The sequence below is a fragment of the Aeromonas sp. R5-3 genome (assembly GCF_040908225.1).
GTDB classification, from domain to species: domain Bacteria; phylum Pseudomonadota; class Gammaproteobacteria; order Enterobacterales; family Aeromonadaceae; genus Aeromonas; species Aeromonas dhakensis.
Window position 1 is genome coordinate 27692 of the sequence record NZ_JBFODH010000005.1, and the last position, 26175, is coordinate 53866.

At 62.3% G+C, this 26175-nt stretch carries 25 protein-coding genes; 16 read left to right on the forward strand and 9 right to left on the reverse strand.

Annotation, left to right across the window (positions count from 1 at the left end; all coding sequences use genetic code 11):
* On the reverse strand, positions 1 to 879 hold the full coding sequence (locus tag AB5Y95_RS02345) for a hypothetical protein (protein ID WP_279462399.1): 879 nt from the start codon (positions 877 to 879) through the stop codon (positions 1 to 3).
* 54 nt (positions 880 to 933) lie between these two features.
* Positions 934 to 2370, reverse strand: a complete 1437-nt coding sequence (locus AB5Y95_RS02350) for a PLP-dependent aminotransferase family protein (protein ID WP_368159437.1) — start codon at positions 2368 to 2370, stop codon at positions 934 to 936.
* Positions 2371 to 2498: 128 nt separating this feature from the next.
* On the opposite strand from AB5Y95_RS02350, the gene AB5Y95_RS02355 reads away from it, so the two are divergent.
* Genes AB5Y95_RS02355 through AB5Y95_RS02365 form a run of 3 tightly spaced genes read left to right on the forward strand, consistent with a single transcriptional unit; the run spans position 2499 to position 4145 of the window.
* Complete coding sequence (locus AB5Y95_RS02355; protein WP_215270450.1) at positions 2499 to 2966, forward strand: OsmC family protein; 468 nt, start codon at positions 2499 to 2501, stop codon at positions 2964 to 2966.
* 17 nt (positions 2967 to 2983) lie between these two features.
* Positions 2984 to 3421 carry a rhodanese-like domain-containing protein gene (locus AB5Y95_RS02360; protein ID WP_017765374.1) on the forward strand — a complete coding sequence of 146 codons (438 nt, stop codon included), beginning with the start codon at positions 2984 to 2986 and terminating at the stop codon, positions 3419 to 3421.
* Positions 3411 to 4145, forward strand: a complete 735-nt coding sequence (locus AB5Y95_RS02365) for a GNAT family N-acetyltransferase (RefSeq protein WP_368159438.1) — start codon at positions 3411 to 3413, stop codon at positions 4143 to 4145. Before AB5Y95_RS02360 ends, AB5Y95_RS02365 begins: the two co-directional genes overlap by 11 nt.
* Positions 4146 to 4191: 46 nt before the next feature.
* On the opposite strand, the gene ybaK is transcribed toward AB5Y95_RS02365, so the two are convergent.
* From ybaK to AB5Y95_RS02380, 3 genes are all read right to left on the reverse strand, one after another.
* Positions 4192 to 4662 carry a Cys-tRNA(Pro) deacylase gene (gene ybaK / locus AB5Y95_RS02370; RefSeq protein WP_065018740.1) on the reverse strand — a complete coding sequence of 157 codons (471 nt, stop codon included), beginning with the start codon at positions 4660 to 4662 and terminating at the stop codon, positions 4192 to 4194.
* A gap of 145 nt (positions 4663 to 4807) precedes the next feature.
* A complete protein-coding gene (locus tag AB5Y95_RS02375; RefSeq protein ID WP_005305360.1) occupies positions 4808 to 6073 on the reverse strand; it encodes an inorganic phosphate transporter in 1266 nt (421 codons plus the stop codon).
* A gap of 24 nt (positions 6074 to 6097) precedes the next feature.
* Entirely contained in the window at positions 6098 to 6778 is a 681-nt protein-coding gene (locus AB5Y95_RS02380) for a TIGR00153 family protein (RefSeq protein WP_005305357.1), read from the reverse strand.
* A 169-nt stretch (positions 6779 to 6947) separates the two neighbouring features.
* On the opposite strand from AB5Y95_RS02380, the gene AB5Y95_RS02385 reads away from it, so the two are divergent.
* Complete coding sequence (locus AB5Y95_RS02385; protein WP_368159439.1) at positions 6948 to 7907, forward strand: inorganic triphosphatase; 960 nt, start codon at positions 6948 to 6950, stop codon at positions 7905 to 7907.
* Between the two features lie 103 nt (positions 7908 to 8010).
* On the opposite strand, the gene AB5Y95_RS02390 is transcribed toward AB5Y95_RS02385, so the two are convergent.
* Complete coding sequence (locus tag AB5Y95_RS02390; protein ID WP_065018742.1) at positions 8011 to 8478, reverse strand: energy transducer TonB; 468 nt, start codon at positions 8476 to 8478, stop codon at positions 8011 to 8013.
* A gap of 150 nt (positions 8479 to 8628) precedes the next feature.
* Entirely contained in the window at positions 8629 to 9552 is a 924-nt protein-coding gene (gene lpxL, locus AB5Y95_RS02395) for an LpxL/LpxP family Kdo(2)-lipid IV(A) lauroyl/palmitoleoyl acyltransferase (protein ID WP_005305350.1), read from the reverse strand.
* A 263-nt stretch (positions 9553 to 9815) separates the two neighbouring features.
* Between lpxL and hldE the strand changes: the two genes are divergently transcribed.
* Complete coding sequence (hldE, locus tag AB5Y95_RS02400) at positions 9816 to 11243, forward strand: bifunctional D-glycero-beta-D-manno-heptose-7-phosphate kinase/D-glycero-beta-D-manno-heptose 1-phosphate adenylyltransferase HldE (RefSeq protein ID WP_017785031.1); 1428 nt, start codon at positions 9816 to 9818, stop codon at positions 11241 to 11243.
* Positions 11244 to 11378: 135 nt separating this feature from the next.
* Here hldE and tolC read toward each other — a convergent pair whose 3' ends face one another.
* Positions 11379 to 12704: an outer membrane channel protein TolC gene (gene tolC, locus AB5Y95_RS02405; protein ID WP_026139169.1), complete on the reverse strand. Its 1326-nt coding sequence runs from the start codon at positions 12702 to 12704 to the stop codon at positions 11379 to 11381.
* A gap of 305 nt (positions 12705 to 13009) precedes the next feature.
* Here tolC and nudF point away from each other — a divergent pair, with 305 nt between their 5' ends.
* The 11 genes from nudF (at position 13010) to parC (ending at position 24203) form a co-directional block, all read left to right on the forward strand.
* Positions 13010 to 13651 (forward strand): ADP-ribose diphosphatase, encoded by a 642-nt coding sequence (nudF, locus tag AB5Y95_RS02410; RefSeq protein ID WP_368159440.1) that lies wholly within the window; start codon positions 13010 to 13012, stop codon positions 13649 to 13651.
* Position 13652: 1 nt separating this feature from the next.
* Positions 13653 to 14099 carry a DUF1249 domain-containing protein gene (locus AB5Y95_RS02415; RefSeq protein ID WP_005305333.1) on the forward strand — a complete coding sequence of 149 codons (447 nt, stop codon included), beginning with the start codon at positions 13653 to 13655 and terminating at the stop codon, positions 14097 to 14099.
* A gap of 26 nt (positions 14100 to 14125) precedes the next feature.
* Positions 14126 to 14944, forward strand: coding sequence for a 3',5'-cyclic-AMP phosphodiesterase (gene cpdA / locus AB5Y95_RS02420; RefSeq protein ID WP_017778369.1), 819 nt, complete (start codon positions 14126 to 14128; stop codon positions 14942 to 14944).
* 9 nt (positions 14945 to 14953) lie between these two features.
* Positions 14954 to 15541 (forward strand): YqiA/YcfP family alpha/beta fold hydrolase, encoded by a 588-nt coding sequence (locus tag AB5Y95_RS02425; RefSeq protein ID WP_117405531.1) that lies wholly within the window; start codon positions 14954 to 14956, stop codon positions 15539 to 15541.
* 2 nt (positions 15542 to 15543) lie between these two features.
* Entirely contained in the window at positions 15544 to 16167 is a 624-nt protein-coding gene (locus AB5Y95_RS02430; RefSeq protein ID WP_368159441.1) for an NUDIX hydrolase, read from the forward strand.
* 37 nt (positions 16168 to 16204) lie between these two features.
* A complete protein-coding gene (locus tag AB5Y95_RS02435) occupies positions 16205 to 16606 on the forward strand; it encodes a GFA family protein (protein WP_010636042.1) in 402 nt (133 codons plus the stop codon).
* A gap of 117 nt (positions 16607 to 16723) precedes the next feature.
* Positions 16724 to 16942, forward strand: coding sequence for a DUF1656 domain-containing protein (locus AB5Y95_RS02440; protein WP_005305321.1), 219 nt, complete (start codon positions 16724 to 16726; stop codon positions 16940 to 16942).
* Positions 16935 to 17801 (forward strand): HlyD family secretion protein, encoded by an 867-nt coding sequence (locus AB5Y95_RS02445; RefSeq protein WP_042050207.1) that lies wholly within the window; start codon positions 16935 to 16937, stop codon positions 17799 to 17801. Before AB5Y95_RS02440 ends, AB5Y95_RS02445 begins: the two co-directional genes overlap by 8 nt.
* Before the next feature lies 1 nt (position 17802).
* Entirely contained in the window at positions 17803 to 19812 is a 2010-nt protein-coding gene (locus AB5Y95_RS02450; RefSeq protein WP_368159442.1) for an FUSC family protein, read from the forward strand.
* 114 nt (positions 19813 to 19926) lie between these two features.
* On the forward strand, positions 19927 to 21825 hold the full coding sequence (parE, locus tag AB5Y95_RS02455) for a DNA topoisomerase IV subunit B (RefSeq protein WP_010636044.1): 1899 nt from the start codon (positions 19927 to 19929) through the stop codon (positions 21823 to 21825).
* 83 nt (positions 21826 to 21908) lie between these two features.
* The gene (gene parC, locus AB5Y95_RS02460; RefSeq protein WP_368159443.1) at positions 21909 to 24203 is read left to right on the forward strand and encodes a DNA topoisomerase IV subunit A; all 2295 of its coding nucleotides are present in this window, start codon (positions 21909 to 21911) and stop codon (positions 24201 to 24203) included.
* A gap of 1027 nt (positions 24204 to 25230) precedes the next feature.
* Here parC and AB5Y95_RS02465 read toward each other — a convergent pair.
* Complete coding sequence (locus tag AB5Y95_RS02465; RefSeq protein WP_368159444.1) at positions 25231 to 26139, reverse strand: LysR family transcriptional regulator; 909 nt, start codon at positions 26137 to 26139, stop codon at positions 25231 to 25233.
* Between the last annotated feature and the right edge of the window lie 36 nt (positions 26140 to 26175).

A 26175-nucleotide genomic window follows, 5' to 3' on the forward strand; every position in this document is an offset into this window, starting at 1 on the left:
TTAGGGCTCGCCGAAGCGATCGGTCATGGGATTGTAGAAGTAGGGACGGTAGTCGAAGTTGATGCCCTTGAGGAAAGGGTTCTCCAGCTTCAGCATCCGCCTCTGCTTGAGTCCGGCGAAGGCGATGGCAGGGCCGAAACTGCGGCGCCACAAGGCTTGCAGCGAACCATCCTGCCAGGCTTGCTGCAGCCCCGTCTCCACCCGTCTCATGGCCTCGCCGTTGGCGGCATTGGTATAGAAGACCCTGGGTAGCGGATAGTAGATCAGCAGGGCGTTGTCCATCTTCAACCCCTTGATCTCCTTGTGGGTCAGCAGTTCGCTGCGCAGCTCGCTCGCCCCGCGGCACAGGAGATCGAAGCGGCCGCGAGCCACCATCTTGAACAGCATCTCGTAGCCGTCGACCTCCACCACCTTGAGGCCTGCATGGCGCAGTATCTCCACGTCCAGCCAGCCCTTGCCCTGACCGAAGCTGAAGCGACGCAACCCCTCGAGGTCGTGCACCTGTGCCATGGCCGCCTGTTGACCTGGGCTGACGAAACAGATGCGGTAGCTGACGATGCCGAGATGGACAGGAAAGCGGACATAGGCCAGCCCTTTCTCGTCCCGCGCGCTGCTGTAGCTGTCCATGGCGAACAGGTTGGTAAAGCTGTTGAGCTCCAGACTGAGCCGGACCCGAGCCTTGGTCATGGGCGGCGCGGGTTGCAGCTCATAATCGCCAAAGGTGTCGCGGGTCTTGTCGAGGGCGAGGCGGAGCAGCTCCCTGTCATAGGTCATGCGCGGGTCCTTCTCGCTCTCCGGGCTGATATAGGTAAAGCGGGTCGCCGCCAGCGACGTGGAGGAGAGGAAGAGGGAGAGAAGCAGGAACAGGAGTCTATACATCCAGGCTAGGCTCTATGATTTTGTTTCATCCATTATAGTTCGACCCCCAGCCGTTCAGGCGTGCCGGTCGCTTGCCAGCAGGCAGCCCAGCCGGCGGCAGAGACGGCGCAGGGTCTGGTTGTCGAGGGAGGCAAAGCCGAGCAGCCACCCCTCCTGCGTCGGCGGGCCCAGGTAGAACTGGCCGAGGGGACGCAGCCCCAGCCCCTCGGTGTTGGCGGCCTCTGTCAAGCGCGCCTCGCCGCCGGGGGGGAGCCGCACGGCGCACTGCAGGCCGGCCCCGCCGTGGATGGGGATGAGGGCGGGGCAGTGGCTGGCCAGCTCGGCCAGCAGCAGGTCGCGGCGGCTCTGATAGACCAGCCGGCTCTGGCGCAGGTGGGTGGCGAAGTGGCCGGCGCGGATGAAGTCGGCGGTGACCGCCTGCAGCAGCTGGTTGCTGTGGCCGTCGACCGCGGCCCGGGCCCGGCAGAAGGACTCCATCAACGGCCTGGGCAGCACCAGGTAGGCGAGGCGCAGCGAGCCGAACAACACCTTGCTGAAGGTGCCCACATAGAGCACCCGTCCCTGACCATCCAACCCCTGCAGGGCGGGGAGCGGCCGCTGATCGTACTGGTACTCGCCGTCGTAGTCGTCCTCCAGGATCCAGGCGCCGTGCCGCTCGGCCTCGGCCAGCAGCGCCATCCGCCGCGGCAGGCTCATGGGCACGCCGAGCGGATACTGGTGGGCCGGCGTGGTGTAGATGAGCCGTGGCGCCGGATGTTTCCCCTGCGGGTTGAGCCCCTCTTCATCCACCGGCACCGGGTGCACCCGGGCGCCGGCACTCTCCATGGCGGTGCGGGCCCCGGGGTAGCCGGGATCCTCCACCCAGACGGTATCGCCGGCATCGATCAGCAGCTGGGTCGCCAGCAGAATCCCCTGCTGGGAGCTGGTGAGGATCAGGATCTGATCCGGCTCGCACACCACGCCGCGCGACTGCACCAGATAGCTGCTGATGGCGCCGCGCAGCGCCTCCAGCCCCTGCGGATCCCCGTAGTTCATCCAGTCACCGGCGTGCCGGCGCCACTGCTGCTGCATCAGCCGGCCCCACAGGGCCTGGGGGAAGAGGCGGGGATCCGGCTGGCTGGAGGCAAAGGAGCGGCCCACCTCGGGCACATCGTGGCAGGCGCCGCTGTCGGCCATCTCCTGACCACGGCGCGACAGACCGGCCGCCGACTGGGGCGGGCGCGGAGTCGGGGAGACCGCCGCCAGCGCCACGAAGCTACCAGCCCCCACCTTGCGCACCAGATAGCCCTCCGCCTCCAGCCGGCCATAGGCCAGCTCCACCGTGCTGCGAGAGACCCCCAGATCGGCGGCCAGCATGCGGCTGGCGGGCAGCCGGCTGTGCTGGGGAAGGTGGCCGGCCAGCATGGCCGAACGCAGGGTGCGCACCAGCTGTTCGTGCAGCGGCAGATCGCTGGCTTGCTGGGTGGCAAACAGGGTGGGCAGGGCAGGCATGGGGATCTCCCGGGCGCTAATTGGTCTGCTCATATTGGCAAAATTGGTCGGCGTGGCAAGGCCATTATGTCGCTACATTGAGGCTCAAGGTTCGGGATCCACAACTATTGGCAATGAAAGGAGTCTGCATGTCGGAGTACAGCGCCACCATCAGCTGGCAGCGGGGGGAGCACGAGCCCTTCGTCGATCAACGCTACAGCCGGGCCCACTGGTGGGAGTTCGACGGCGGCGTCAGGGTGCCGGCGTCCTCATCCCCCCACGTGGTGCCGCTGCCCTGGTCGGTGGCCGAGCACGTCGATCCGGAAGAGGCCTTCGTCGCGGCCATCTCCAGCTGTCACATGCTCACCTTTCTCTGGCTGGCGGCCAGGGCGGGCTATCGGGTGGAGAGCTACCGGGACGAGGCGGTGGGCATCATGGAGGCCAATGCCCGCGCTCGTCAGGCCATCAGCCGGGTCACCTTGCAGCCGCTGGTGCAGTTTGGCGGCGAACGCCAGCCGGATCTGGCCGCGCTGGAGCAGTTGCACCACCAGGCCCACGAGGAGTGTTTCATCGCCAACTCGGTCACCACAGTCATCACCACCCGGATCCGGGTGTGAGCACAAGGAGCGTCACTATGAGTCATGTATTGAGCAGCGGGCTGGCCAGCGCCGAACAGGCCCGCCTCTTCTTCGAGGCCCAGCTGGCCTTTCGCACCGATCCGGCGGATCTGGCCGCCGATCTGCTGGCCGGCGAAGAGCGGATCGTGGTCATCGACACCCGCTCTGCCGGTCACTACGCCGAGGGACACATCCCCGGTGCCATCAGCTTCCCCCATGCCACCATGAACCCGGCCAGCACGGCCGCGCTGGCGCGGGACAAGGTCTATGTCTGCTATTGCGACGGCATCGGCTGCAACGGTTCGACCCGGGGTGCCTGCAAGCTGGCGGCGCTCGGTTTTCAGGTCAAGGAGCTGATCGGTGGGCTGCACTGGTGGCGGCAGGACGGTTTTGCCGTCGCTACTGGTAGCGAACCGGGCGTGCTGCAAACGGGAGGGATTGCCTGTGGCTGCTGATATCCATCTGAACGAGTTCGACCAGCCGGTCGGAGCGCCGCTGCCCGACTGGCGGGGCGCCGAATTTCCGCCCCGCCGCACGCTCAACGGCTGGGGCTGTCGGCTGGAGCCGCTGGATCCCGAGCGTCACGGCCCCGGCCTGTGGCAGGCTTTCAGTGCCGACAACGGGGCCATGTGGACCTATCTGACCACAGGCCCTTACGCAGAGGAGGCGGACATGCTGGTCTGGCTGCGAGAGTGCGCCGCCAAGACAGACCCCCAGTTCTACACCATCTTCGACGAGGATGGCGAACAGCCGCTGGGGCTGGCCAGCTACCTGCGCATCGACCCTCTGGCGGGCAGCATAGAGGTGGGCTGGCTGCACTTTTCCCCCGCCCTGCAGCGCTCAAGGCTGGCGACGGCGGCCATGGCGCTGATGATGGCCAATGCCTTCGCCCTCGGCTACCGTCGTTACGAATGGAAGTGCAATGCCTTGAACAAGCCCTCCTGGCAGGCGGCGCTGCGGCTCGGTTTCAGTTACGAGGGGACCTTTCGCCAGAGCAGGGTGGACAAGGGGCGGACGCGGGACACCGCCTGGTTCTCGGTGATCGACAGTGAGTGGCCGGCGCTGCAGGATTGCTTTGCGCGCTGGCTGGCGCCCGACAACTTCGATGAGCGCGGCAGGCAGCGGCTGCGGTTGTCCGAACTGACCATAGCTTGTCGTGGCGATGATCAGTTGCCGTGACAAGACATACGAGGCCCCGCTCGCGGGGCCTCTGTCATTTCAGGCGTTACTCATGGTGCTCGCCGATGGGGGCGGCAATCCACTTCATCAGGCGCAGCATGTCGGCGGGGGCTACCCCGACCGAGAGGCCGCGCTTGCCGCCGCTCACCAGGATCTCGTCAAACTGCATGGCCGAGTCGTCGAGCACGGTGGGCAGCAGCTTCTTCTGGGCCAGCGGACTGATGCCGCCCACCTTGTAGCCGGTCAGCTTCTCGGCCTCTGCCGGCTTCATCATCTCCACCTTCTTGAGACCGGTGGCCTTGGCCAGCTGCTTGAGGCTGCACAGGCCGGACGAGGGGACGATGGCCACCACTGCCTGCTTGTCGTGATGGGCGATCAGGGTCTTGAATACCCGGGCTTCCGGCAGGCCGAGCTGGGTCGCGGCATGCTTGCCGAAGTCGTCGTGGGCTTCGCACTCGTAGGGGTAGAGCTTGTGAGGGATCTTGAGCTTTTTCAGCAGGTTGATGGCTGGTGTCATGATGAGAGCCTTGAGTCGAGACAAGGCCAAACAGTCTGCGCCTGCCGGGCGGGTGATGCAAGCAGCCTGCATTGACAGGGAGGGATAAGGGGAGAGAGACAAAAAAGCCCGGGTCAATGACCCGGGCTCTTCACTGCGGTGCGCCTCAGGAGAAGCAGATCTGCAGCACGTAGAAGATGGCGATGGCCAGGATGGCACCCGCAGGCAGGGTGATGACCCAGGAGACCACTATGTTGCGCAGCACGCCCAGGTTCAGGGCCGCGATACCGCGGGCCAGACCCACGCCCATGACAGCACCGACCAGAGTCTGGGTGGTGGAGATGGGCAGACCGGTACCGGAGGCGATCACCACGGTGGCGGCGGTGGCCAGCTGGGCGGCGAAGCCACGGCTCGGGGTCAGGTGGGTGATGCCGGTGCCGACGGTCGCCATCACCTTCTCGCCCATGGTGGCCAGACCGATCACGATGCCGATGCCGCCGAGCGGCAGGATCCACCAGGCGATGTGGGAGCTGCCGCCGATCTCGCCGCCGGCCGCCACGATGGAGGCGACCGCGGAGAGCGGACCGATGGCGTTGGCCACGTCGTTGGAGCCGTGGGCAAAGGCCATGGCACAGGCGGTGATGATCATCAGGATGCCGAACACCTTCTCCACGTTGGCGAAGTGCATCTTGCTGTCATCCTGCGGGTTGTACTGCTGGCCACGAATGTAGATCCAGCCGGCAAAGGCCACCGCGATGGAGATGGCGACGGAGAGCAGGATACCCTCGCCATCGCTCAGGTGCAGACCGACGTGGGTCAGCCCCTTCTTGATGGTGACCAGGCAGATCACCAGCGCGGTCAGGAACATGTAGAAGGGGACGTAGCGCTTGGCGTTGTTGAGGGGATCATCGGTGTTGAAGATGAGCTTCTGCACGCTGATGAACATGAAGTAGGCGATGACGCCGGAGATGGCCGGAGTGACCACCCAGGAGCCGACGATGCCGCCGAACTTGCTCCACTGCACCGCTTCCGGGCCCACGCTCACCACGGCGAAGCCGACGATGGCGCCGATGATGGAGTGGGTGGTGGAGACGGGCCAGCCGAAGTAGGAGGCCAGGATCAACCAGGCGCCGGCGGCCAGCAGGGAGGCTATCATGCCGAGCACCAGCAGATCCGGGGTGGCGGCAAAGGCGTTGCTGTCGATGATGCCGTTGCGGATGGTGGCGGTCACTTCACCACCGGCCAGATAGGCACCGGCAAATTCAAAGATCATGGCGATGATGATCGCCTGACGGATGGTCAGGGATTTGGTGCCGACCGACGTGCCCATGGCGTTGGCCACGTCATTCGCACCAATGCCCCAGGCCATCAAAAAGCCGAACAAGGCCGCCACGAGCACCAGAGTGGTGCCGTAATTCGCGATAATGTCCATTCAGTGTTTTACCCAGTCAGTCGATTACGAACGAGCCAGCATCAGTTCCAGACGGGCGCCTACACGCTCGGCCTGATCTGCCAGGTCACCTACCCATTCGAGGATCTTGTAGAGGAACATAACGTCGATCGGATTGTATTTCTGCTCAACGGCTTGCAGCTGTTGGCGCAGCCCGATCTGCATGGTGTCAGTATCGTCCTCGATAAGATCCAGCTGGTGGATCATCTCGGCAACCATTTCAACTTCACGTCCTTTAAAGCCGGTTTCGAGCAGCTCATCGAGTTCTCCGATGGCTTTCTCGGCTTGGGCGGTCGCATCGATACAGCGTTTGAGATAGGCCATGAAATCGGCACGCATCTCGGAGGGGAATTCCATTTTGCGGCCAAGCATGCGGCCGGAAATATCCTTGGCACGGTTGGCGATCTTGTCCTGCTGGGTCAGCAGTTCGAGCAGGTCGGTACGGGCGACCGGCAGGAACAGACCACGGGGCAGCTTCAGACGGATTTCACGCTTGAGGATGTCCGCTTCTTTCTCCAGCTGGGCAATCTGCTGCCGGATCTTCTCGGCATCTTCCCAACGGTCTTCGGCAACGGCATCAAAGAAGGGAACCAACTGCTGGGAGCACTGGTGAACCTTGACGATATGCTTCTGCAGTGGCTTGATGGGGGACTTGGCAAAAAGCCCCAAAATAGTATTTACTGGCATGGCCAAACCTGTGTCGGTGAAAAAACACTCGATACGATTTTATGAGGGGCGCATGGTAACCGAACTGCGCCATCAATAAAACCGTGAATTAATCCTGATGTATCGCAGGCATTATATCCTCGCGCTTAGCATCACGCCCCCCAAAGTTGCCTGCCAGCCCGGAATGACTATGCAAACTGAGATCGAGATAAAGTTTTTTGTCTCCCGAGATATTCGACAGCCTTTTTTCAACCTTCTGAATTCACTGGAAATTATATCCAGCTCCCAAGCCGAGCTCGGCAATGTCTATTTTGATACGCCCGCGCTGGATTTACGCCGACTCGAAATGGGATTGCGAATTCGTCGCAGCGATGATTTTGCCGAACAGACGATTAAATGTCGGGGTCAGGTGGTGGGCGGATTGCATGCCAGACCCGAATACAATGCCCCCGTCGAGGGCGATCTGCCTGCCTTGGCCGCCTTCCCCGATGCGATCTGGCCAAGCCTGGCGGTGCGCGACGGGATCCAGGGCGAACTGGTGGCCCAGTTTCGCACCGACTTTCTGCGTCGCCACTGGCTGATCGCCTTCGAGGGGGCCGAAATCGAGCTGGCCTGGGATCAGGGGGAGATCGTCGGCATGCTCGGCAAGAGCCCCATCGACGAGTTGGAGCTGGAGCTCAAATCTGGCGAGGCGAGCGCCCTGTTTGGCTTGGCTGAGCAGTTGGCTGGGCTGGGTGGCCTGCGCCTCGGGGCTCAGTCCAAGGCCCAGCGCGGGTATCGGCTGGCGGGGCTTGGCAAGCCGCTGGCCCTGCAATCCCTGCCCGCGGCTACCGAGCTGAGTGCTGTAGCACGCATCACCCTGGGTCTGCAGCACTGGCAGCACCATGAACAGTACTGGCTGGAGCAGACGGACGCCGCGCAGCAGATGCTGGCGTTGCAGCAGCTGCGCCTGGGGATGGACCTGATTGCCGAGGCTGCCGGCAGGTTGCCGGCAGCGGACTGGCTTGACGGCCTAACCCGGTTCGGGCCGCAGCTGGCCTTGGTCGCCGGGCAGGCCGACTGGCAGCAGGCGTTGCCGGCGCTGTTTCTGCAGGCCGATTACGTGGTCCTGCAGCTGGCCATCGCCGCCTGGCTGCACCGGCAAGGGTGATCAGCCGAACTGTGTCGCGCCTGCAATGCAAAAAAGGTGAGCCTGGCTCACCTTTTTCTTTGGTTGGCGATGGGCGCGTCGCCGGCAGGCAATCGAGGCCAGATCAGACCTGGGTGTAGACCAGCCCGGTGCTGCGCACTACGTCTTCCCCCTGACAGCGCTGTTCCAGTGCACTGGTGTCGCAGGGCTGGCCGTTGTGTTCGATGCAGAATTCGAAGCGGGTGCGGGATTTGACCGGGGTGTGCTGCGGGTTGGCGGCGGTGGCCTGCCATTGCCACTGCTGCAACACGGCGATGGCGGCATCGCTGAACTGTGGGTCGCTGCTCTCCAGCACCCGGATCTGCTCGGCCCGCCCCGCTGGACTAATCACGTACTCGAGGGAGCTGCAGCCGGTCTGCTCCGCCAGTATGGCCTCTCTGGGGTAGCGGGACTCCATCCGGGTGAGCGGGCTCCACTGGGCGTTCACTTCCTTGAGATCGCTTAAGGGGAGGGAGGTCAGGTGGACTGTGTGGCTCTGCTGGCTGCAGCCGGTCAATGCGCACAGGGCGCCCAGCAAAAGAGTGGCTTTCATGTTCGCTTCCCTTCGTTATTGGTATTGCAGGCGGGCCGGGGCCCGCCGCTCGGCAGGGCCATTAATAAAATATTCAGCCACGAATGAAAACCCTTTACCGGCGACAGGCCAGAAAAAACCGCCTTTCGGCGGCTTTCTGCACTGATTGGCTCAGTAGTAACCCGCATCCTCCGGGTTGGGCCTGGTCTTGAAGCGGCGGTGCAGCCACATGTACTGCTCCGGCGCCTTGCGCACGGCGGCCTCGATCTCGCGGTTGGCTCGGGCCGCATCGGCCAGGTCGTCGCCACTCGGATAGTCGGCGAGCGGCGCCCCGATATGCAGGGTGTAACCCTCGCTGGTGCGGATGTTGTAGCAGGGCAAGGTGACGGTGTTTTTCACCCGCGCCAGGGTGGCGGTGCCTGTGATGGTGGCGGCCTGCTCCACCGCGAAGTAGGGCACGAACACGCTGGCATGGCTGCCGTAGTCGTGATCCGGCGCGTACCAGAGCGCATCGCCGTTGCGCAGCGCCTTGATCATCCCCTTCACGTCCATCCGGTCCACCAGGTATTTGTTGGAGGCGCAGCGGCCGTGATACTGGGCATACTCCAGTACCGGATTGGTGTTGGGGCGATAGACGCCGACCCCGGGTCGCACCAGACCGAAACAGCGTGCGTTGAGCTCCAGCGTCAGGAAGTGGCAGGAGAGCAGCAGCATGCCCTGACCCTTCTCCATGGCAGCGATGACGTGCTCTTCCCCTTCCACCTTCATCAGGTTGCGCATCCGCCAGTCTGGCCAGAACCAGGCCATGCCCACCTCGAAGATGGCGCAGCCCACGCTCTCGAAATTCTGCTTGAGCAACGTTTCGCGCTGATCCCGGCTCAGCTCGGGCATCGCCAGCTCCAGATTGCGGCGGGCAACCTTGACGCGGGATTTCAAAACCTTGCGGGCCAGGTTGCCGAGCTGGCGACCCAGCCACATCTGGCTGCGCCAGGGCAGCAGCACCAGCAGCCAGAGCAGGCTGAGACCGAACCAGCTGGCCCAGTAACGGGGATGAAACAGGCGGGGTTCTAGACGGGGAGCATTGTCGTGGGCCATGAAAAGTCTCTTGTTCGCAATCGCCATGGGCAGGGAAGACCCGGCCGGATAAGGGGAGGCGATAAAGGCACGTGGATATCCAGAGCGGATCGTTTTACTCGCAATCGGGGGATTCTAGCCGAAAAGCGGGTCCGGGTGCGAATGGCCTCTGCCCTGGTCAGAGCTGAAAAGCACCAAGCGGCGCCCTTGCGCTTTTTTCACACCCAATAAAAGAGTGTGATAAAATCGGCGGCTGATTTTTCAGGTTTTGAGAGTCGATACAGATGAAAATCACCCTGCCCGAGTTTGAAAAAGCCCGCATTCTGGTCGTTGGCGATGTCATGTTGGACCGTTATTGGCATGGCCCCACCGGCCGGATCTCGCCCGAGGCACCGGTGCCCGTGGTCAAGGTCGAACACATTGAGGAGCGCCCGGGCGGCGCCGCCAACGTGGCGCTCAACTCCGCCGCCCTGGGGGCTCACGCCGTGCTGCTGGGCCTGACCGGTCAGGATGAGGCTGCCGATGCCCTGGCTGGCCAGATGGCCGGCGTCAAGGTTGCCTGTGATTTCGTTCGTCTGGCCGACTATCCGACCATCACCAAGCTGCGGGTGCTGTCGCGCAACCAGCAGCTGCTGCGCCTCGATTTCGAAGAGGCCTTCCACGATGTGGATGCCACCCTGCTGATGGGCAAGGTCGAGCAGGCGCTGCCGAACAGCGACGTGATGATCCTCTCCGACTACGGCAAGGGCGCCCTCAACGACGTGCCCGGCATGATCCAGCGTGCCCGCGCCGCCGGCATCCCTGTGCTGGTCGATCCCAAGGGAACCGATTTCGAGAAGTACCGTGGTGCCACCCTGCTGACCCCCAACATGTCCGAGTTCGAGGCTGTGGTGGGCAAGGTGAAAAGCGAAGAGGAGCTGGTTGCCAAGGGGTTGGATCTGGTCAAGCGCTTCGAGCTGGAGGCCCTGCTGGTCACCCGTTCCGAAAACGGCATGACCCTGATCCGCGAAGGTCAGCCCGAGCTGCACCTGCCGGCCCAGGCCCACGAGGTGTATGACGTGACCGGTGCCGGTGATACCGTCATCTCCACCCTGGCCACCTCGCTGGCCGCCGGCAAGAGCCTGGACGAGGCCTGTGCCCTGGCCAACACCGCCGCCGGCATCGTGGTCGGCAAGCTGGGGACCTCCACCGTCAGCCCGGTGGAGCTCGCCAATGCGCTCTACACCGAGCAGGAGACCGGTTTTGGCGTCATGTCCGAAGCCCAGCTCAAGATTGCCGTGCAGGCCGCCCGCCTGCGTGGCGAGAAGGTGGTGATGACCAACGGCTGTTTCGACATCCTGCACGCCGGTCACGTCTCCTACCTGGCCAATGCCGGCAAGCTGGGGGATCGCCTGATCGTGGCGGTCAACACCGACGAGTCGGTGCGCCGCCTCAAGGGGCCGGGTCGTCCGGTCAATCCGACCGAGCGCCGGATGGCCGTGCTGGCCGCGCTGGGCGCCGTGGATTGGGTAGTGCCCTTCTCCGAGGAGACCCCGCAGCGACTGATCGCCGAGGTGCTGCCGGACCTGCTGGTCAAGGGCGGTGACTACAAGCCGGAAGAGATTGCCGGCTACGCCGAAGTGACTGCCAACGGCGGCGAGGTGCGGGTCCTCAACTTCGAGGATGGCTGCTCCACCACCGACATCATCAAGACCATCCGCGAACGCGGATAAGCGAAAACCCGGCCAAGGCCGGGTTTTTTTATGCTCTGCGGCGGGAGCTCGACGGTGATTCGAACCCGCGGAATCTCGTAGGCCAGAGATGAAAAAGGCGACCCTGGGGTCGCCTTTTTGTTGCCATCAATCGGCTCAGGATTTGCTCTTGGCCTGGCTGGCGGGCATCAGCCCCTGGTTAACGTCTTCCAGATCCTTCTGTTCAAGCGTGCCGGCGGCCTGCTTGAGGGAGAGGATGCTCAGGATGTAGTTGTAGCGGGCCTCGGAGAGCTTCTGCTTGGCCTGGTACAGCTTGCGGGTGGAGTCCAGCACATCGACTATGGTGCGGGTGCCGACCTCGTAACCCGCTTCGGTCGCCTTCAGGGCGCTGTCGGCGGAGATGACTGACTGGCCGTAGGCACGGACCGAGCCGATGCTGGCGTTCACGTTGTTGTAGGAGGAGCGCACCGTGCTCTGCACGTTGCGGAAGCTGCGCTCCAGCTGCTCGCTGGCGGCCACGTAGTTGAACTGGGACTGCTTGACCTGGGAGGTGGTCGCCCCGCCGGTGTAGAGCGGCAGCTTGAAGTTCAGACCGATGTTGGCCTGATTGGCGTTGCTCTCCGGGTTGCGGATCTCGTCCTTGTAGTCGCTGTAGGTGCTGGAGAGGCCGGCGCCCAGATCCAGGGTCGGCTCATGACCGGTCTTGGCCAGATCGATCTGCTCCTTGGCGATATCCTTGCCGATGCGGGCGCTGTGCAGTTGCAGGTTCTTGTCCAGCGCCAGCTCCAGCCACTTGTCGGAGTTGAACGGGGTCTTCTGCGGGCTGAAGCGATCTGTGTTGAGCACGTCAAGTTGACGGTGGTCGATGCCGGTCAGCTCGCGCAGGCTCTCGTAGCTGTTGTCCAGGGTGTTCTCGGCGTTGATCTCGTCCGCCAGCGCCTGGTCGCGCTCGGCCTCGGCTTCGTGCACGTCGGTGATGGCGGTCAGACCCACTTCGAAGCGCTGCTGGGTCTGTTCCAGCTGGCGTTCCACCGCGGCCTTGTTGGCGCGCACGAACTCCAGGGTGTCCATCGCCTTGAGCACGTTGAAATAGGCCTGGGCGGTACGCAGCATCAGGTTCTGGATCTCGAGGTTGTAGGCCACGTCGGACTGGGTGGCGCTCTTCTCGGTCAGGCTCAGGTTGACCCAGTTGCTGCGGCGGTAGATGGATTGATCCAGCGACAGGGAACCGGTGGCGTTGCTGTTGGTCTGGGTGTCACCCTTGTTCTGCAGGTAGTTCAGCCCGGCACCCAGGTTGATCTGTGGCAAGAGGGCTGCGCGGGACTCGTTGATCTTCTCGAAGGCCTGGTCGCGCTTGGCTTTGGATTCCAGCAGCTGGGTATCCTTGATCTGGGCCTGTTGGTAGATATCGAGCAGGTTTTCGGCATGGGCGCCGGCGCTGACGCCCAACAACACCATGGCTGACAAGAGTGTTCTTTTCATAGATCGTTTTAACCTTATGTATTAACCCAAAGCTGTCGCTGGATGAAGGAGGGTATTGTCATTGAGCAAGCTTGATTTCAGCTTAATCACTCTACTATAAGCAAAATTTTATGCTAACTGTCTCTTTTCCAGCGACAGGAACGTCAAGGACGAGGGTGAGTTTTCTCCCCCTCGCGCCTAGCCAAATGCCCTGTGGCTGCTAAAATCCATCCCTCTTCTCCGACGGGAGCGAGTGAATGAATGTTCATTCATGTTCCCGGATTTTATGGTCTAACCGAGCCAAGTCAAGCTGGTGGGAGTCTCGTATGTCGCAGCAAGCCTTGCCCCAAACCCGTCACTACTCTGCCGATGACGTAAAAATCATCGATAAATCATCGGGATATAACGGCTTCTTCAAGGTGAACATCTATCGCCTGCAGCACAAGTTGTTTGCGGGAGGCTGGAACGAGCCCATCGTCCGCGAGCTGTTCGAGCGTGGCCATGCCGCCGCCCTGTTGCCCTACGACCCGGTACGCGATCAGATCGTGCTGGTGGAGCAGTTTCGCATCGGCGCCATCGAGACCAGTGCCACCCCCTGGCTGCTGGAACTGGTGGCCGGCATCATAGATGAAGGGGAGACCGCTGAGGCTGTGGTGCGGCGCGAAGCGGTGGAAGAGGCGGGCATCGAGGTCGGTCGCTGCGAGCACGCCATCAGCTATCTGGTGAGCCCGGGCGGCAGCACCGAACGGATCGAGGTCTACGTGGGCGAAGTGGATGCCAGCCAGGCCGAGGGGATCCACGGTCTGGTGGAAGAGGGGGAAGACATCCGGGTGCACGTGGTGAGCCGCGAGCAGGCCTATGCCTGGCTCAAAGAGGGGCGCATCGACAACGCCGCCTCGGTCATCGCCCTGCAGTGGCTGGCTCTCAATCACGGCGAGCTGCGTGCCCGCTGGCTGGCGGAGCGCTGAGGTGGCGCTCGTTCATACCCAGGCCAAGCGTTATGTGCCTGATTTGATGTCCTTGCAGCGTACCTGCGAGGTGAACTACATGACCCTGATGAAGCTGCTGCCCCCAGGCGGCAGTGTGGGGGCGGAACGTCGTTATCAGGTGGGCAACGGCCTGCAGTTCCAGCTCACGGTGAGCGAGGAGAGCCGCTTCACCAGCCAGGTGATCCTGGCCCAGCACAACCCGGAATTACCGAGTTATTTACAGGCCCGGATAGAGATTCGTTTGTACCATGACGTGCGGATGGCGGAAGTGTGTGCGGCGCAACAGATTTCAAGGTTGCAACCACGTTATGATTATCCCAATAAAAATATGCACCAGCGGGATGAAAAGGAGCAGGTAAACCTGTTTCTGGCCGATTGGCTAAAATTTTGTCTCAGACATGGTACCAGCCTGATAAACATCCTCTAGTTGAACTCATAAAAAGAAGCGTGATTTTGGAAACAGAGCTACCCCAGGCGCAGGACGGCAGTGTGCGCCTGTTGCAAATTACCGACACCCACCTCTTCGCGAGTGCCGAGGGGCGGCTATTGGCCGTGCGCACTGCCGAGAGCCTGGCTGCCGTGCTGGAACGGGTGCAGGCCAATGACCACCCGTTCGATCTGATCCTCGCTACCGGGGATCTCTCCCAGGATCACAGCCCGGAGTCCTACCAGCGTTTCGCCTCCATGATGGCGCCGCTGGCACGCCCCATCTACTGGCTGCCCGGCAACCACGACGACGGTCCTTTGATGACCGAATACCTGCATGCGGCCGGCATCAGCGAGGCCAAGCAGCTGGTAGGCGAGCACTGGCAGGTAATCCTGCTGGATACCCAGGTGCGCGGCAAACCCCACGGGGTGCTGGGGGATCACCAGCTGGCGGCGCTGGATCAGGCGCTGCGCCAGCATCCCGAGCGCCATGCCCTGATCGCCCTGCATCATCAGGCGGTGCCGGTGGGTTGCGCCTGGCTCGATCAGCACAATCTCAAGAATGCCGACGACCTGTTTGCCGTGCTGGCCCGCCACCCGCAGCAGAAGACCATACTGTTTGGCCACGTCCACCAGGAGTTTGACGAGGTGCACCGCGGGGTGCGGCTGATCGCCAGCCCCTCCACCTGCATCCAGTTCAAACCGCTCTCCGATGGCTTCGCGTTGGACGAGTCCGGCCCGGGCTGGCGCTACCTCACCCTCTACCCGGATGGTCGCATTGCCAGCCAGGTGTGGCGCCTGCCGGTGGGGCAGTTCGTGCCCGACCCCGATGCCACCGGTTATTGAGGAGTTGCCATGAAGCCCGTACTCCTCTACCTGCACGGTTTCAACTCCTCGCCCGGCTCCGCCAAGGCGCAGCAGATGGCGGCCTGGGTGGCCGAGCACAGGCCCGATATCGAGGTGGTGATCCCGGCCCAGCCCAACACCCCGGCGGCGGCCTGGGCGGCCATCGAGCAGACCATTGCCGATCTGCAGAGCCGTTATGGCAGCGCATTCACGCTTGGCGCCGTGGGCAGCTCCCTCGGCGGCTTTATGGCGACCCGGGTCAGCGAGCGATATGGCTGCCGCGCCGCCCTGATCAACCCGGCGGTGCGCCCGCACGAGCTGCTCTGCGACTACCTTGGCCCCCAGACCAACCCCTACACGGGGGAGCAGTATCAACTGCTGCCTGAACACATGGATGAGCTGCGGGCGCTGGCAGTACCGGTGAGCGCCCCCGAGCGACTCTGGGTACTGCAACAGCAGGAAGACGAGGTGCTCGACTACCGTAAGGCGCTGGACGAATACCGTTTTGCCCGCCTCTCGCTGGAGTGCGGTGGCGACCACGCCTTTGTGGCGTTCGAACGCTACCCCGCCCAGATCGTCCGTTTCCTCGGGCTTTAATAATGCAACCGCCGTTGGCCGCCTTTCTGGAACAGGTGCTGGCCACGGCGCAGGCGGGCCTCACCTACTCCAAGGATCCCTTCGATATCGGCCGCTTCGAGGCGCTGCGCGCCGCCACTGTGGCGCTCATCACCAGCCAGAGCGAGCTGGCTCCGGAAGCCATCGGCGACTGGATCGCCCTCGATAGCGGTTATCCCACCCCCAAGCTGGATGTGCGGGCCTTCATTCAGAACGATGCGGGCCATATCCTGCTGGTGCAGGAGCGCAGCGATGGCTGCTGGACGCTGCCGGGGGGCTGGTGCGACATCGGTGACTCGCCGGCGGGGGCCGTGGTGCGCGAAGTGGTGGAGGAGACCGGCCTCGAATGCCGGGCCGTGCAGCTGCTGGCGTTGTTCGACAAGCTCAAGCACCCCCATCCACCTCAGCTGCCCCACGCCCACAAGGCTTTCTTCCTGTGCGAGGTGACCGGTGGCCAGCAGCTGGGCGAAACCGATGAAACCAAAGGGGCGGGGTACTTCTCCATCGACGACTTGCCCCCGCTCTCCCGCCATCGGGTTGTGGCGTCCCAGCTGCGCACCCTTTATGACCATCTGCTGCAGGGGCGGCGAGATACCCTGTTTGATTGATTGGCTCGGAACCTGAACCCGTCTGCAAGGAGACAGCATGATCAAGCGCATCGGCAATACCCCCATCCAGGAGCGACACAAGGCCAGCTGCCACTGCGGCGCCGTGGTGCTGGAGTTGACCCTGCCGGACGGCGTGGTGGATCCGCGCCGCTGCGACTGTTCGCTCTGCCGGCGGCGGGGCGCCATCGTCGCTTCGGTGCCGCTCTCCGGCATCCGCATCCTGCAGGGGGAGGAGGTGCTGCGCTGCTACCAGTTCAATACCCGCACCGCCAAACACTACTTCTGCAGCATCTGCGGTATCTATACCCACCATCAGCGTCGCTCCAACCCGGCCCAGTATGGTTACAACCTCGCCTGCCTCGAAGGGGTCAATCCATTCGAGCTGGGCGAGGTGCCGCTGCTCGATGGCATCAACCATCCGGCGGATCGGCTGGTCTGACCTGCAGGGTCTCATCTGCTTCTGTAGCGTCCTGCGGGGCTGTGATAGTCTTGCCAGACCCGCCGCAGGGCGGGCCTTGAGTCCGCATTATCTCGCTTGCCAACAGGGAGCCCGCTTGTGACAACTTCAGCCCTGCCGGATCTGATCCTGGGCGCCTCTCTCTACTTTCCGCCCCTGTTCAAGGCGGTCCTGCTCGGTCTGCTGGGCTGGCTGCCGGTGCACCACCTGCTGCGTGACTGGCTCTACGGCGGGGATGTCTGGCATCCCCTGCTGATGGATCTCTCCCTGTTTATCCTCGCCGTCAGCGGCGCCCTATGGATATTGCTACATGGCTAAATCACCCCTCGCGACCCTCAAATACTTCTCCACCCTGCTGGTCTGCGCGCTGGCGCTGGCGGCGGGCTGGTGGCTGTGGAACTACTACATGCAGGGGCCCTGGACCCGGGATGGCAAGGTGCGGGCCGAGCTGGTCAGCATCACCCCCGAGGTGTCGGGCAAGATCGTCAGGATAGCGGTGAAAGACAACCAGCTGGTCAAGGCGGGGGAGGAGATCTTTACCCTGGATCCCGAGCCCTACCGGATCGCGCTGGACAACGCCCAGGCGGCGCTGGCCAAGGCCAAATCGGATCTCGACAAGGCCGAGCACGAGGCGAGCCGGCGCAGCGGCCTGTCGCGCAGCGTCATCTCCGCCGAGGCGGTGGACGAGGCCCGCCTCAATGCCCAGGCGATGAGGGCGGCCTACCAGGTGGCTCAGGCCAATCTGGAGCAGGCCAGATGGTCGCTGGCCAAGACCCGGGTGCATGCCGCGAGCGACGGTTACATCACCAACTTGCAGACCCGGGTCGGCAACTATGCCAGCGCCGGCGTGCCGCTGGTGGCGCTGGTGGACATCCACTCCTTCTACGTGCAGGGCTACTTCGAGGAGACCAAGCTCAGGCACATAGCGCCGGGCAAACCGGCCGAGGTGGTGCTCTACAGCGGGGAGCAGCGGCTGCGCGGCGAGGTGGAGAGCATAGGGCGCGCCATCCACGATCAGAGCGTGGAGGGGGTCGACAACCTGCTGCTGGACGTCAAACCCAATGTGCCCTGGGTACGGCTGGCCCAGCGGGTACCGGTGCGGATCAAGCTGCTGGAGGTGCCGCCCGAACTGACGCTGATTGCAGGCACCACCTGCACCATCACCATAGGGGAGTAAGGTGGTCGCCTCGCTCTGGCGCCAGACCCCCTGGGGCAAGGCCAATGGCGGCCAGTGGCGCTACGCCCTGCGCAACAGTCTGGCGATGTGTCTGTCGCTCTGGCTGGCCTTCGTGCTGGAGCTGGATTCCCCCTACTGGGCGATGACCTCAGCCGCCGTGGTGAGCTTTCCCACCGTGGGCGGTGTCATCAGCAAGAGTCTGGGACGGGTGGTGGGCAGCTTGATTGGCGCCATGGCGGCGGTGGTGATCACCGGCCTTGGCATCAGCGATCCCTGGCTGTTCAGCTTCCTCATCGCGCTCTGGCTGGCGCTCTGTACCTACATCTCCAACCACCATCAGAACAACGTCTCCTACGCCTTTGCGCTGGCAGGCTACACCGCCGCCATCATCGCCTTCTCCTGCGTCAACGTGACCGATCCGCAGCACATCTTCGACATCGCCCAGGCGCGGGTGAGCGAGGTGATCATCGGCATCCTCTGCGGCGGCCTGTTGATGATGATCCTGCCCAGCACCTCCGATGGCGAGACCCTGCTGCAGTCGCTGCACAAGACCCAGGCCCGCCTGCTGGAGCATGCCCAGCTGCTCTGGCTGGGGGAGACGAGCCCGGAGGTGCGCACCGCCCACGAGGGGTTGATCGGCCAGATCCTCACCATGAACGTGCTGCGCATCCAGGCGGTCTGGAGCCACCACCGGCTGCGCCGCCACAACAAGCTGCTCAACTTCCTGCTGCACCGCCAGCTGCGGCTCATCAGCCTCATCTCCAGCCAGCGCCGCATGTTGCACAACTTGCCGACGCAACCTGAGGGGTTGCAGGCGTTGCTGGAACGATTGCTGGCCGAGCTGGGCCAGCCCGGCTGTGACAAGTACCGCATCGCCCGGCTGCTGGCCCCCTTGGTGTCGACGGCGGCCAGCGACTACCGGCTGCACACCTTCTGGCAGCGGCTGCGCCACTTCTGCTGGAGCTATCTGGAGTGCCAGCGCTGGCTGGATCGGCTGGCCCGTTACGATGATCAGGAGTGGCCGGCACCGCCGCGCCACTCTTCGCTCACCAGCCACACCGACACGCTGGAGGCGGCCTACAACGGCGGGCGCACCTTCCTCTGCGTGCTGCTGGGCTGCGCTTTCTGGATCCACAGCCAGTGGGATGCAGGCAGCTCGGCGCTGACCCTGCTCTCCATCTGCTGCGTGCTCTACTCGGCCACCCCGGCACCCGCCAAGGGGGCCAACACCATGCTCAAGGCGATCCTGCTGCTGAGCCTCATCTGCTTTGTGGTCAAGTTCGGCCTGATGATCCGCCTCGACGACTTCTGGCTCTTCTGCGCCCTGCTGTTCCCCGTGCTCATCACCATGCAGCTGTTCAAGCAGCAACAGCCCAGGCAGGCGGTGCTGTGGGGCCAGCTCATCGTGCTGCTCGGCTCCTTTCTCGCCATCACCAATCCGCCGAGCTACGACTACCTGCAGTACATCAACGGCAGCCTGGGGCAGGCGCTGGGGGTGATGAGCGCCGGACTGGCGTTCCAGCTGCTGCGACCGAGCTCGGATCGGCGCAAGGGCCGCCGCCTCATCCGCACCCTGCGCCGCCACTTCATGGAGCAGCTGGCGCCGGCCCCGCGCCAGAGCGAGAGCCAGTTCGAATCGCTCATCTACCACTGCATCAGCCAGCTCAGCCAGAGTCAGGATCAGACCGCCCGCCTCTGGGTGCTGCGCTGGGGCGTGGTACTGCTCAACTGCAGCCACATCGTCTGGCAGCTGCGCCAGTGGCACGGCGAGGATCAACCTCTCTACCTGGTGCGTGACAACTGCATCCGCTCTCTGCAGGGGATCCTCACCGAGCAGGGGGTGCAGCACGCCTCCCTGGATCGCACCCTGGCCGAGCTGCAGCGGATCAACGCGGCCCTGGCCAACCACAGGGAGCCGACGGCGCGGGAGCTGGCCGGCATGGTGTGGCGGCTGCACAGCTCGCTTTCCCAGTTGCAGCAGGCGCTGCCGGTCGCGGTCGAGGCGCGCTGAACGGGCCGGCGGGGCGACTTACCCCGTCCGGATCAAGCTTTGCCGCCGCCGGGTTTGTCCAATACCCTCCCAACGAGTAAGATTCTCCCCAAACGTCAATTCGCAAGGCCCTCCATGTCTACTCAATACAATGCGGATGCCATTGAGGTCCTCAATGGCCTTGAACCGGTGCGTCGCCGCCCCGGCATGTATACCGACACCACCCGGCCCAACCACCTCGGCCAGGAGGTCATCGACAACAGCGTCGACGAGGCGCTGGCGGGTCACGCCCGTACCCTGGAGGTGACCCTGTATGAAGATCAGTCCCTCGAGGTGATCGACGACGGCCGCGGCATGCCGGTCGACATCCACCCGGAGGAAGGGGTGTGCGGGGTGGAGCTGATCCTCTGCAAGCTGCACGCGGGCGGCAAGTTCTCCAACAAGAACTACCAGTTCTCCGGCGGTCTGCACGGGGTGGGTATCTCGGTGGTGAACGCCCTCTCCGAGCGGGTCGAGGTGACGGTGCGCCGCGACGGCCAGGTCTATGACATCGCCTTCGAGAAGGGCGAGAAGGTGCAGGAGCTGACCATCACCGGCACCTGCGGGCGCCGCAACACCGGCACCCGGGTGCGCTTCTGGCCGGAAGCCCACTACTTTGATTCGCCCCGTTTCTCGGTCTCCAAGCTGGAGCACCTGCTCAAGGCCAAGGCGGTGCTCTGCCCGGGCCTCACCATCAAGTTCCTCGACAAGAACACCGGCATCAAGCTGGAGTGGTGCTATGAAGACGGCCTCAAGGATTACCTGGTCGACGCGGTCAAGCAGTTCACTTGCCTGCCGGAGCAGCCCTTCGTCGGCGCCTTCAGCACCGAGCAGTCGGCGGTGGACTGGGCGCTCTGCTGGCTGCCGGAAGGGGGCGAATGCCTCGCCGAATCCTATGTGAACCTGATCCCCACCGCCCAGGGTGGTACCCACGTCAACGGTCTGCGCCAGGGCCTGCTCGACGCCATGCGCGAGTTCTGTGAGTTCCGCAACCTGTTGCCGCGCGGGGTCAAGCTGACCCCGGAAGACATCTGGGATCGCTGCGCCTACATCCTCTCCATCAAGATGCAGGATCCGCAGTTTGCCGGCCAGACCAAGGAGCGACTCTCCTCCCGTCAGAGCTCGGCGTTTGTCTCCGGCGTGGTGAAGGATGCCTTCAGCCTCTATCTGAACAGCAACACCGAGCTGGCCGAACAGCTGGCCGAGCTCTGCATCTCCAGCGCCCAGCGCCGGATGCGCGCCGCCAAGACGGTGGTGCGCAAGAAGATAACCCAAGGCCCTGCCCTGCCCGGCAAGCTCACCGACTGTGGCTGCGCCGACCCCATGCAGGGGGAGCTGTTCCTGGTGGAGGGTGACTCCGCGGGCGGCAGTGCCAAGCAGGCACGGGATCGCGAGTTTCAGGCCATCATGCCGCTGCGCGGCAAGATCCTGAACACCTGGGAGGTGGAGGCCGGTCAGGTGCTCGCCTCGCAAGAGGTGCACGACATCTCGGTGGCCATCGGGCTCGACCCGGACTCCGACGATCTCTCCGGCCTGCGCTACGGCAAGGTGTGCATCCTGGCGGATGCGGACTCGGACGGTCTGCACATCGCCACCCTGCTCTGCGCGCTCTTTGTGAAGCACTTCCGCGCGTTGGTGGAGAAGGGGCACGTCTACGTGGCCATGCCGCCCCTCTACCGGATCGATATCGGCAAGGAGGTCTACTACGCCCTCGACGAGGACGAGAAGAACGGCGTGCTGCAGCGGGTCGAAGCCGAGAAGAAGAAGGGCAAGGTGATGGTGACCCGATTCAAGGGCCTGGGTGAGATGAACCCGAAACAGCTGCGGGAAACCACCATGGATCCCAACACCCGCCGCCTGGTGCAACTCACCATGGGCGCGGAAGGGGATGAGGGGGATGAGACCCTGCAGCTGATGGACATGCTGCTGGCCAAGAAGCGCGCGAGCGATCGCCGTGAATGGCTGGAAGAGAAGGGCAACCTCGCCATCATCTAAGCCGTCGGCTGGCCCGGACAGGGCCAGCAAGCATTTAGCCGGAGTCGCCCTGTGGCGGCTCCCGAACCGAAAGAGATAATCACATGAGTGATCTCGTAGAGCTCAGTCTGGACGGGGTAGAGCGCCAGCCAATGCGCACCTTCACCGAGCAGGCTTACTTGAACTACTCCATGTACGTCATCATGGATCGGGCCTTGCCGCATATCGGCGACGGCCTCAAGCCCGTGCAGCGGCGCATCATCTACGCCATGAGCGAGCTGGGTCTGTCGGCCCTCTCCAAGCACAAGAAATCCGCCCGTACCGTGGGTGATGTGCTGGGCAAGTACCACCCCCACGGCGACAGCGCCTGTTATGAAGCCATGGTGCTGATGGCCCAGCCCTTCTCCTACCGCTACCCGCTGGTGGACGGTCAGGGCAACTGGGGTGCGCCGGACGATCCCAAATCCTTCGCCGCCATGCGTTATACCGAGGCGCGGCTGTCGCGCTTCTCCGAGCTGCTGCTCTCCGAGCTCGGCCAGGGCACGGTGGAGTGGACACCGAACTTCGACGGCACCATGAAGGAGCCGGTGGTGCTGCCCGCCCGCCTGCCGCACATCCTGCTCAACGGGGTGACCGGTATCGCGGTGGGGATGGCGACCGATATCCCGCCCCACAACGCGCGGGAAGTGGCCCACGCCTGCGTGGAGCTGCTGGATAACCCCAATGCCGGCCTGGATGCCCTGATGGCCCATGTGCAGGGGCCGGACTACCCGACCAACGCCGAGATCATCACGCCGCGCGACGACATCCGCAAAATCTACGAGACCGGCAAGGGCTCCATCAAGCAGCGAGCGGTGTGGAGTGAGGAGGATGGCGACATCGTCATCACGGCGCTGCCCCATCAGGCCTCCGGCGCCAAGATCATGGAGCAGATCGCCGCCCAGATGGTGGCCAAGAAGCTGCCTATGGTCACCGATCTGCGCGATGAGTCGGACCACGAAAACCCGACCCGTCTGGTGATAGTGCCGCGCTCCAACCGGGTGGACGTGGAGGGGCTGATGGCCCACCTGTTTGCCACCACGGATCTGGAGAAGAACTACCGGGTCAACCTCAATATCCTGGGTCTGGACAACCGTCCCCAGGTGAAAGATCTCAAGACCATCCTCACCGAGTGGCTGAGTTTCCGCCGCGAGACGGTACGCCGCCGCCTGCAGTATCGCCTCGACAAGGTGCTGGCCCGCCTGCACATCCTCGAAGGTTTGCTGATCGCCTACCTCAACATCGACGAGGTGATCGAGATCATCCGCACCGAGGAGGAGCCGGGCCGGGTGATGATGGAGCGCTTCAACATCAGCGAGACCCAGGCCGAGGCGATCCTCGAGCTCAAACTGCGCCACCTGGCCAAGCTCGAAGAGTTCAAGCTGCGCGCCGAACAGAACGAACTGGCGGAAGAGCGCGACAAGCTGGAACAGATCCTGGGTTCCGAGCGCCGTCTCAGTACCCTGCTGAAGAAAGAGATCCTGGCGGACGCCGAGAAGTACGGCGACGATCGCCGCACCCCGCTGGTGGAGCGCGCCACCGCCGTGGCGCTGACCGAGAAGGAGCTCACCCCGAGTGAGCCGGTGACCGTGATCCTCTCCGACAAGGGCTGGGTGCGCGCCGCCAAGGGCCACGACGTGGATGTGGAGGGTCTATCCTACAAGGCGGGGGACGGTTATCTGGCCCACGCCCATGGCCGCAGCAACCAGCAGGCGGTGTTCCTCTCCACTCTGGGGAGAACCTACTCGCTGGAGGCTCACACCCTGCCCTCCGCCCGCAGTCAGGGAGAGCCGCTCACCGGCCGCTTCGCGCTGGGCGCCGGTGAAGAGGTACGCCATCTGGTGATGGGTAACGAGGGCGAACCGTACCTGATCGCGAGCGACGCCGGCTACGGCTTCGTCTGCAAATACGACGACCTCATTGGCAAGAACAAGAACGGCAAGGCGCTGCTTACCGTGCCGGAAGGGGGCCTGGTGATGGCGCCTCAGAAGATAGGCGCGCCGGACACGGATCTCTGCATGGCCATCTCCAACGAGGGGCGCATGCTATTGTTCCCGCTCAATACCCTGCCGGTGCTCGGCAAGGGCAAGGGCAACAAGCTCATCAGCATCCCCTCGGCGCGCGTGAAGGCGCGGGAGGAGTTTGTGGTGATGGCCGCCGTCATTCCGCAGGGGCAGTCCGTCACCCTGTTTGCCGGCAAGCGCAAGCTGACCCTGAAACCTTCGGATCTCGACTACTACCGCGGCGAGCGCGGCCGCCGCGGCGCCAAGCTGCCCCGTGGTCTGCAGCGGGTCGATCGCATCGAGATTGAACCCGTCGCCGGCGCCGAACCGGTAGCCGGGGAAAATCAGGAAGGGTAATTAATATAGAAGGGCGCGAAAGCGCCCTTCTTATTAAAATGATTTTATGTCGATTATTAAATGAATATCTTTAGGCATAACTATTGATTGTATATATTTATATAGGGCTTATATGTCACATGATGCGCTTGAACAGTTGAAATGGGTTTACTCTAGTCTTTCTGGGATTTGTTTGGCTGTGATCTTAACAACTTTAACTCTTGAGTCGAGTGTAATCGATGACAGTTTAACCTTACAAATAGCTATTGGGTTATTTGTGATTGCTCTAATTATTTTTTCATGTTTTACGATAGTACACACTGCTATATCTGGTGAAAAGACCAGTGACGACATTAATGGAATTGAAGATAATTTATCAATACCTTGGGTGAAGTTATTAACATCATGTGCATTCATGATTCTTTATTATGCGTTTTTCTTTTTAATTTCTCACATTAACATTTTTTTTGGTGTTACTTATGCAGTAACATCATTGTTATTACTTCCATTAACGAATTGTTTTTTGAAAAAAATTCAATGTTGAACTCCAGTTTTTTAATTGACGCTTAGTTTCTTTAAGAATAAAAATATAGGACGATAATGTTGGTTTAGGTTTTATTGGTAATATACAGGCCGTAGGTCTGATTAGCGAAGCGTAATCAGACGATCGCGAAAACAGTTACCCCAATTCTGCTGCTGCTCCAGCTGATCTCTTCTCTATGTCCATCGCCACCGGGATTGCAGTGTGGACGATTACGCTTCGCTAATTGACCCTACGCGCTCCTGCTTGATTTAACGCTCTACTGGTTGTCGATGGTTTGCTCCCCTCATCCCCGACCCTTCTCCCGCAAGGGGAGAAGGGAGCCCAGACCGCAGCATTTTTGGAATGCGTGACATCTATGGCTACAGGTTGGCATCGATTTTTTCCCTCTCCCTTTGGGAGAGGGTCAGGGTGAGGGGCGCAGGTTTGATTAGTGAAGCATGCTCGAGCGATAAAATCTGGTTGGCTCACCATTTTGGTATCTTAGTGAGACGTTACCGATTTTAGCTACTGATAACTCATGATGTTTTGCCGTATAAAATCAATAAATACGCGCGTCTTAGCCGGTAGATATTGACGGTTTGCATAAACAGCAAACAACTGCAAGGGGGCGGCGGGTAACTCAAGTTCAATTTCGACCAAGCTGCCATTATCAATAAACGCTTGGCAAGAGACCTTGGCCAGAATGGCAAACCCGACTCCGGCGAGCGCGGCTTTTAGCGCCAGCTCACCACTATTGACCCGATAGTGTTCGTTGACCTGAACGGTGGAAAATTCAGCGCCGGGACGAGTGAACTGCCACGGCATTCCCTTGAGAGCGCTCACCGTGGTGATGCAGGGGAGATCCTTTAGCTGGGTCGTGTGGTTGGGCAGCCCGCACCGCTGAATAAGAGCAGGGGAGCCAACTACGGTACAGGGAATGGTGGTGAGGTGGCTGGCGATATAATCGCTGTCATCCAGCTTTCCTCTGTGAATGATGACGGCTATATCCAGATCTTCCCTTAATGACTCAAATCCTGACAGGTTGGTAATGCAGCTGATCTTTATTTCGGGATGCTGACAGGCAAAGTCAGCGATGGCTGTGCCGAGCAGCCTGGGACCGGCTTCATTGGGAATGCACAGGCGCAGTGGCCCTTTCAGCTGGATCTGCTGTGATGTCAATTCAGCCTCGGTTTGCTCCAGTGATTCCAGCAAGGGTTTTATTCGGGAATAGAGCAGCTGGCCAGCCTGGGTGAGTTTCATATGCCGAGTACTGCGTTCAATAAGCTGGAGTGACAGTCTCTCTTCCAGCTGAGCAATACCCCTGCTGATGTTTGAGGTAGGTATTTCAAGGGTCTTGGATGCGCCGACAAAACTGCCCTGTTCAACCACGGCAATAAATATCCTTGATGAGGTAAAGTCCAGGCCGGTGCGCATCTATTGTCCCTGATATGATAACAATCTGTGCCATTC

Excerpts from the sequence above, each read along its gene's own strand:
- AB5Y95_RS02345 (WP_279462399.1), bottom strand. The coding sequence starts at position 879 with ATGTATAGACTCCTGTTCCTGCTTCTCTCCCTCTTCCTCTCCTCCACG.
- AB5Y95_RS02350 (WP_368159437.1), bottom strand. The coding sequence starts at position 2,370 with ATGCCTGCCCTGCCCACCCTGTTTGCCACCCAGCAAGCCAGCGATCTG.
- AB5Y95_RS02355 (WP_215270450.1), top strand. The coding sequence starts at position 2,499 with ATGTCGGAGTACAGCGCCACCATCAGCTGGCAGCGGGGGGAGCACGAG.
- AB5Y95_RS02360 (WP_017765374.1), top strand. The coding sequence starts at position 2,984 with ATGAGTCATGTATTGAGCAGCGGGCTGGCCAGCGCCGAACAGGCCCGC.
- ybaK (WP_065018740.1), bottom strand. The coding sequence starts at position 4,662 with ATGACACCAGCCATCAACCTGCTGAAAAAGCTCAAGATCCCTCACAAG.
- AB5Y95_RS02375 (WP_005305360.1), bottom strand. The coding sequence starts at position 6,073 with ATGGACATTATCGCGAATTACGGCACCACTCTGGTGCTCGTGGCGGCC.
- AB5Y95_RS02380 (WP_005305357.1), bottom strand. The coding sequence starts at position 6,778 with ATGCCAGTAAATACTATTTTGGGGCTTTTTGCCAAGTCCCCCATCAAG.
- AB5Y95_RS02385 (WP_368159439.1), top strand. The coding sequence starts at position 6,948 with ATGCAAACTGAGATCGAGATAAAGTTTTTTGTCTCCCGAGATATTCGA.
- AB5Y95_RS02390 (WP_065018742.1), bottom strand. The coding sequence starts at position 8,478 with ATGAAAGCCACTCTTTTGCTGGGCGCCCTGTGCGCATTGACCGGCTGC.
- lpxL (WP_005305350.1), bottom strand. The coding sequence starts at position 9,552 with ATGGCCCACGACAATGCTCCCCGTCTAGAACCCCGCCTGTTTCATCCC.
- hldE (WP_017785031.1), top strand. The coding sequence starts at position 9,816 with ATGAAAATCACCCTGCCCGAGTTTGAAAAAGCCCGCATTCTGGTCGTT.
- tolC (WP_026139169.1), bottom strand. The coding sequence starts at position 12,704 with ATGAAAAGAACACTCTTGTCAGCCATGGTGTTGTTGGGCGTCAGCGCC.
- nudF (WP_368159440.1), top strand. The coding sequence starts at position 13,010 with ATGTCGCAGCAAGCCTTGCCCCAAACCCGTCACTACTCTGCCGATGAC.
- AB5Y95_RS02425 (WP_117405531.1), top strand. The coding sequence starts at position 14,954 with ATGAAGCCCGTACTCCTCTACCTGCACGGTTTCAACTCCTCGCCCGGC.
- AB5Y95_RS02430 (WP_368159441.1), top strand. The coding sequence starts at position 15,544 with ATGCAACCGCCGTTGGCCGCCTTTCTGGAACAGGTGCTGGCCACGGCG.
- AB5Y95_RS02435 (WP_010636042.1), top strand. The coding sequence starts at position 16,205 with ATGATCAAGCGCATCGGCAATACCCCCATCCAGGAGCGACACAAGGCC.
- AB5Y95_RS02445 (WP_042050207.1), top strand. The coding sequence starts at position 16,935 with ATGGCTAAATCACCCCTCGCGACCCTCAAATACTTCTCCACCCTGCTG.
- parE (WP_010636044.1), top strand. The coding sequence starts at position 19,927 with ATGTCTACTCAATACAATGCGGATGCCATTGAGGTCCTCAATGGCCTT.
- parC (WP_368159443.1), top strand. The coding sequence starts at position 21,909 with ATGAGTGATCTCGTAGAGCTCAGTCTGGACGGGGTAGAGCGCCAGCCA.
- AB5Y95_RS02465 (WP_368159444.1), bottom strand. The coding sequence starts at position 26,139 with ATGCGCACCGGCCTGGACTTTACCTCATCAAGGATATTTATTGCCGTG.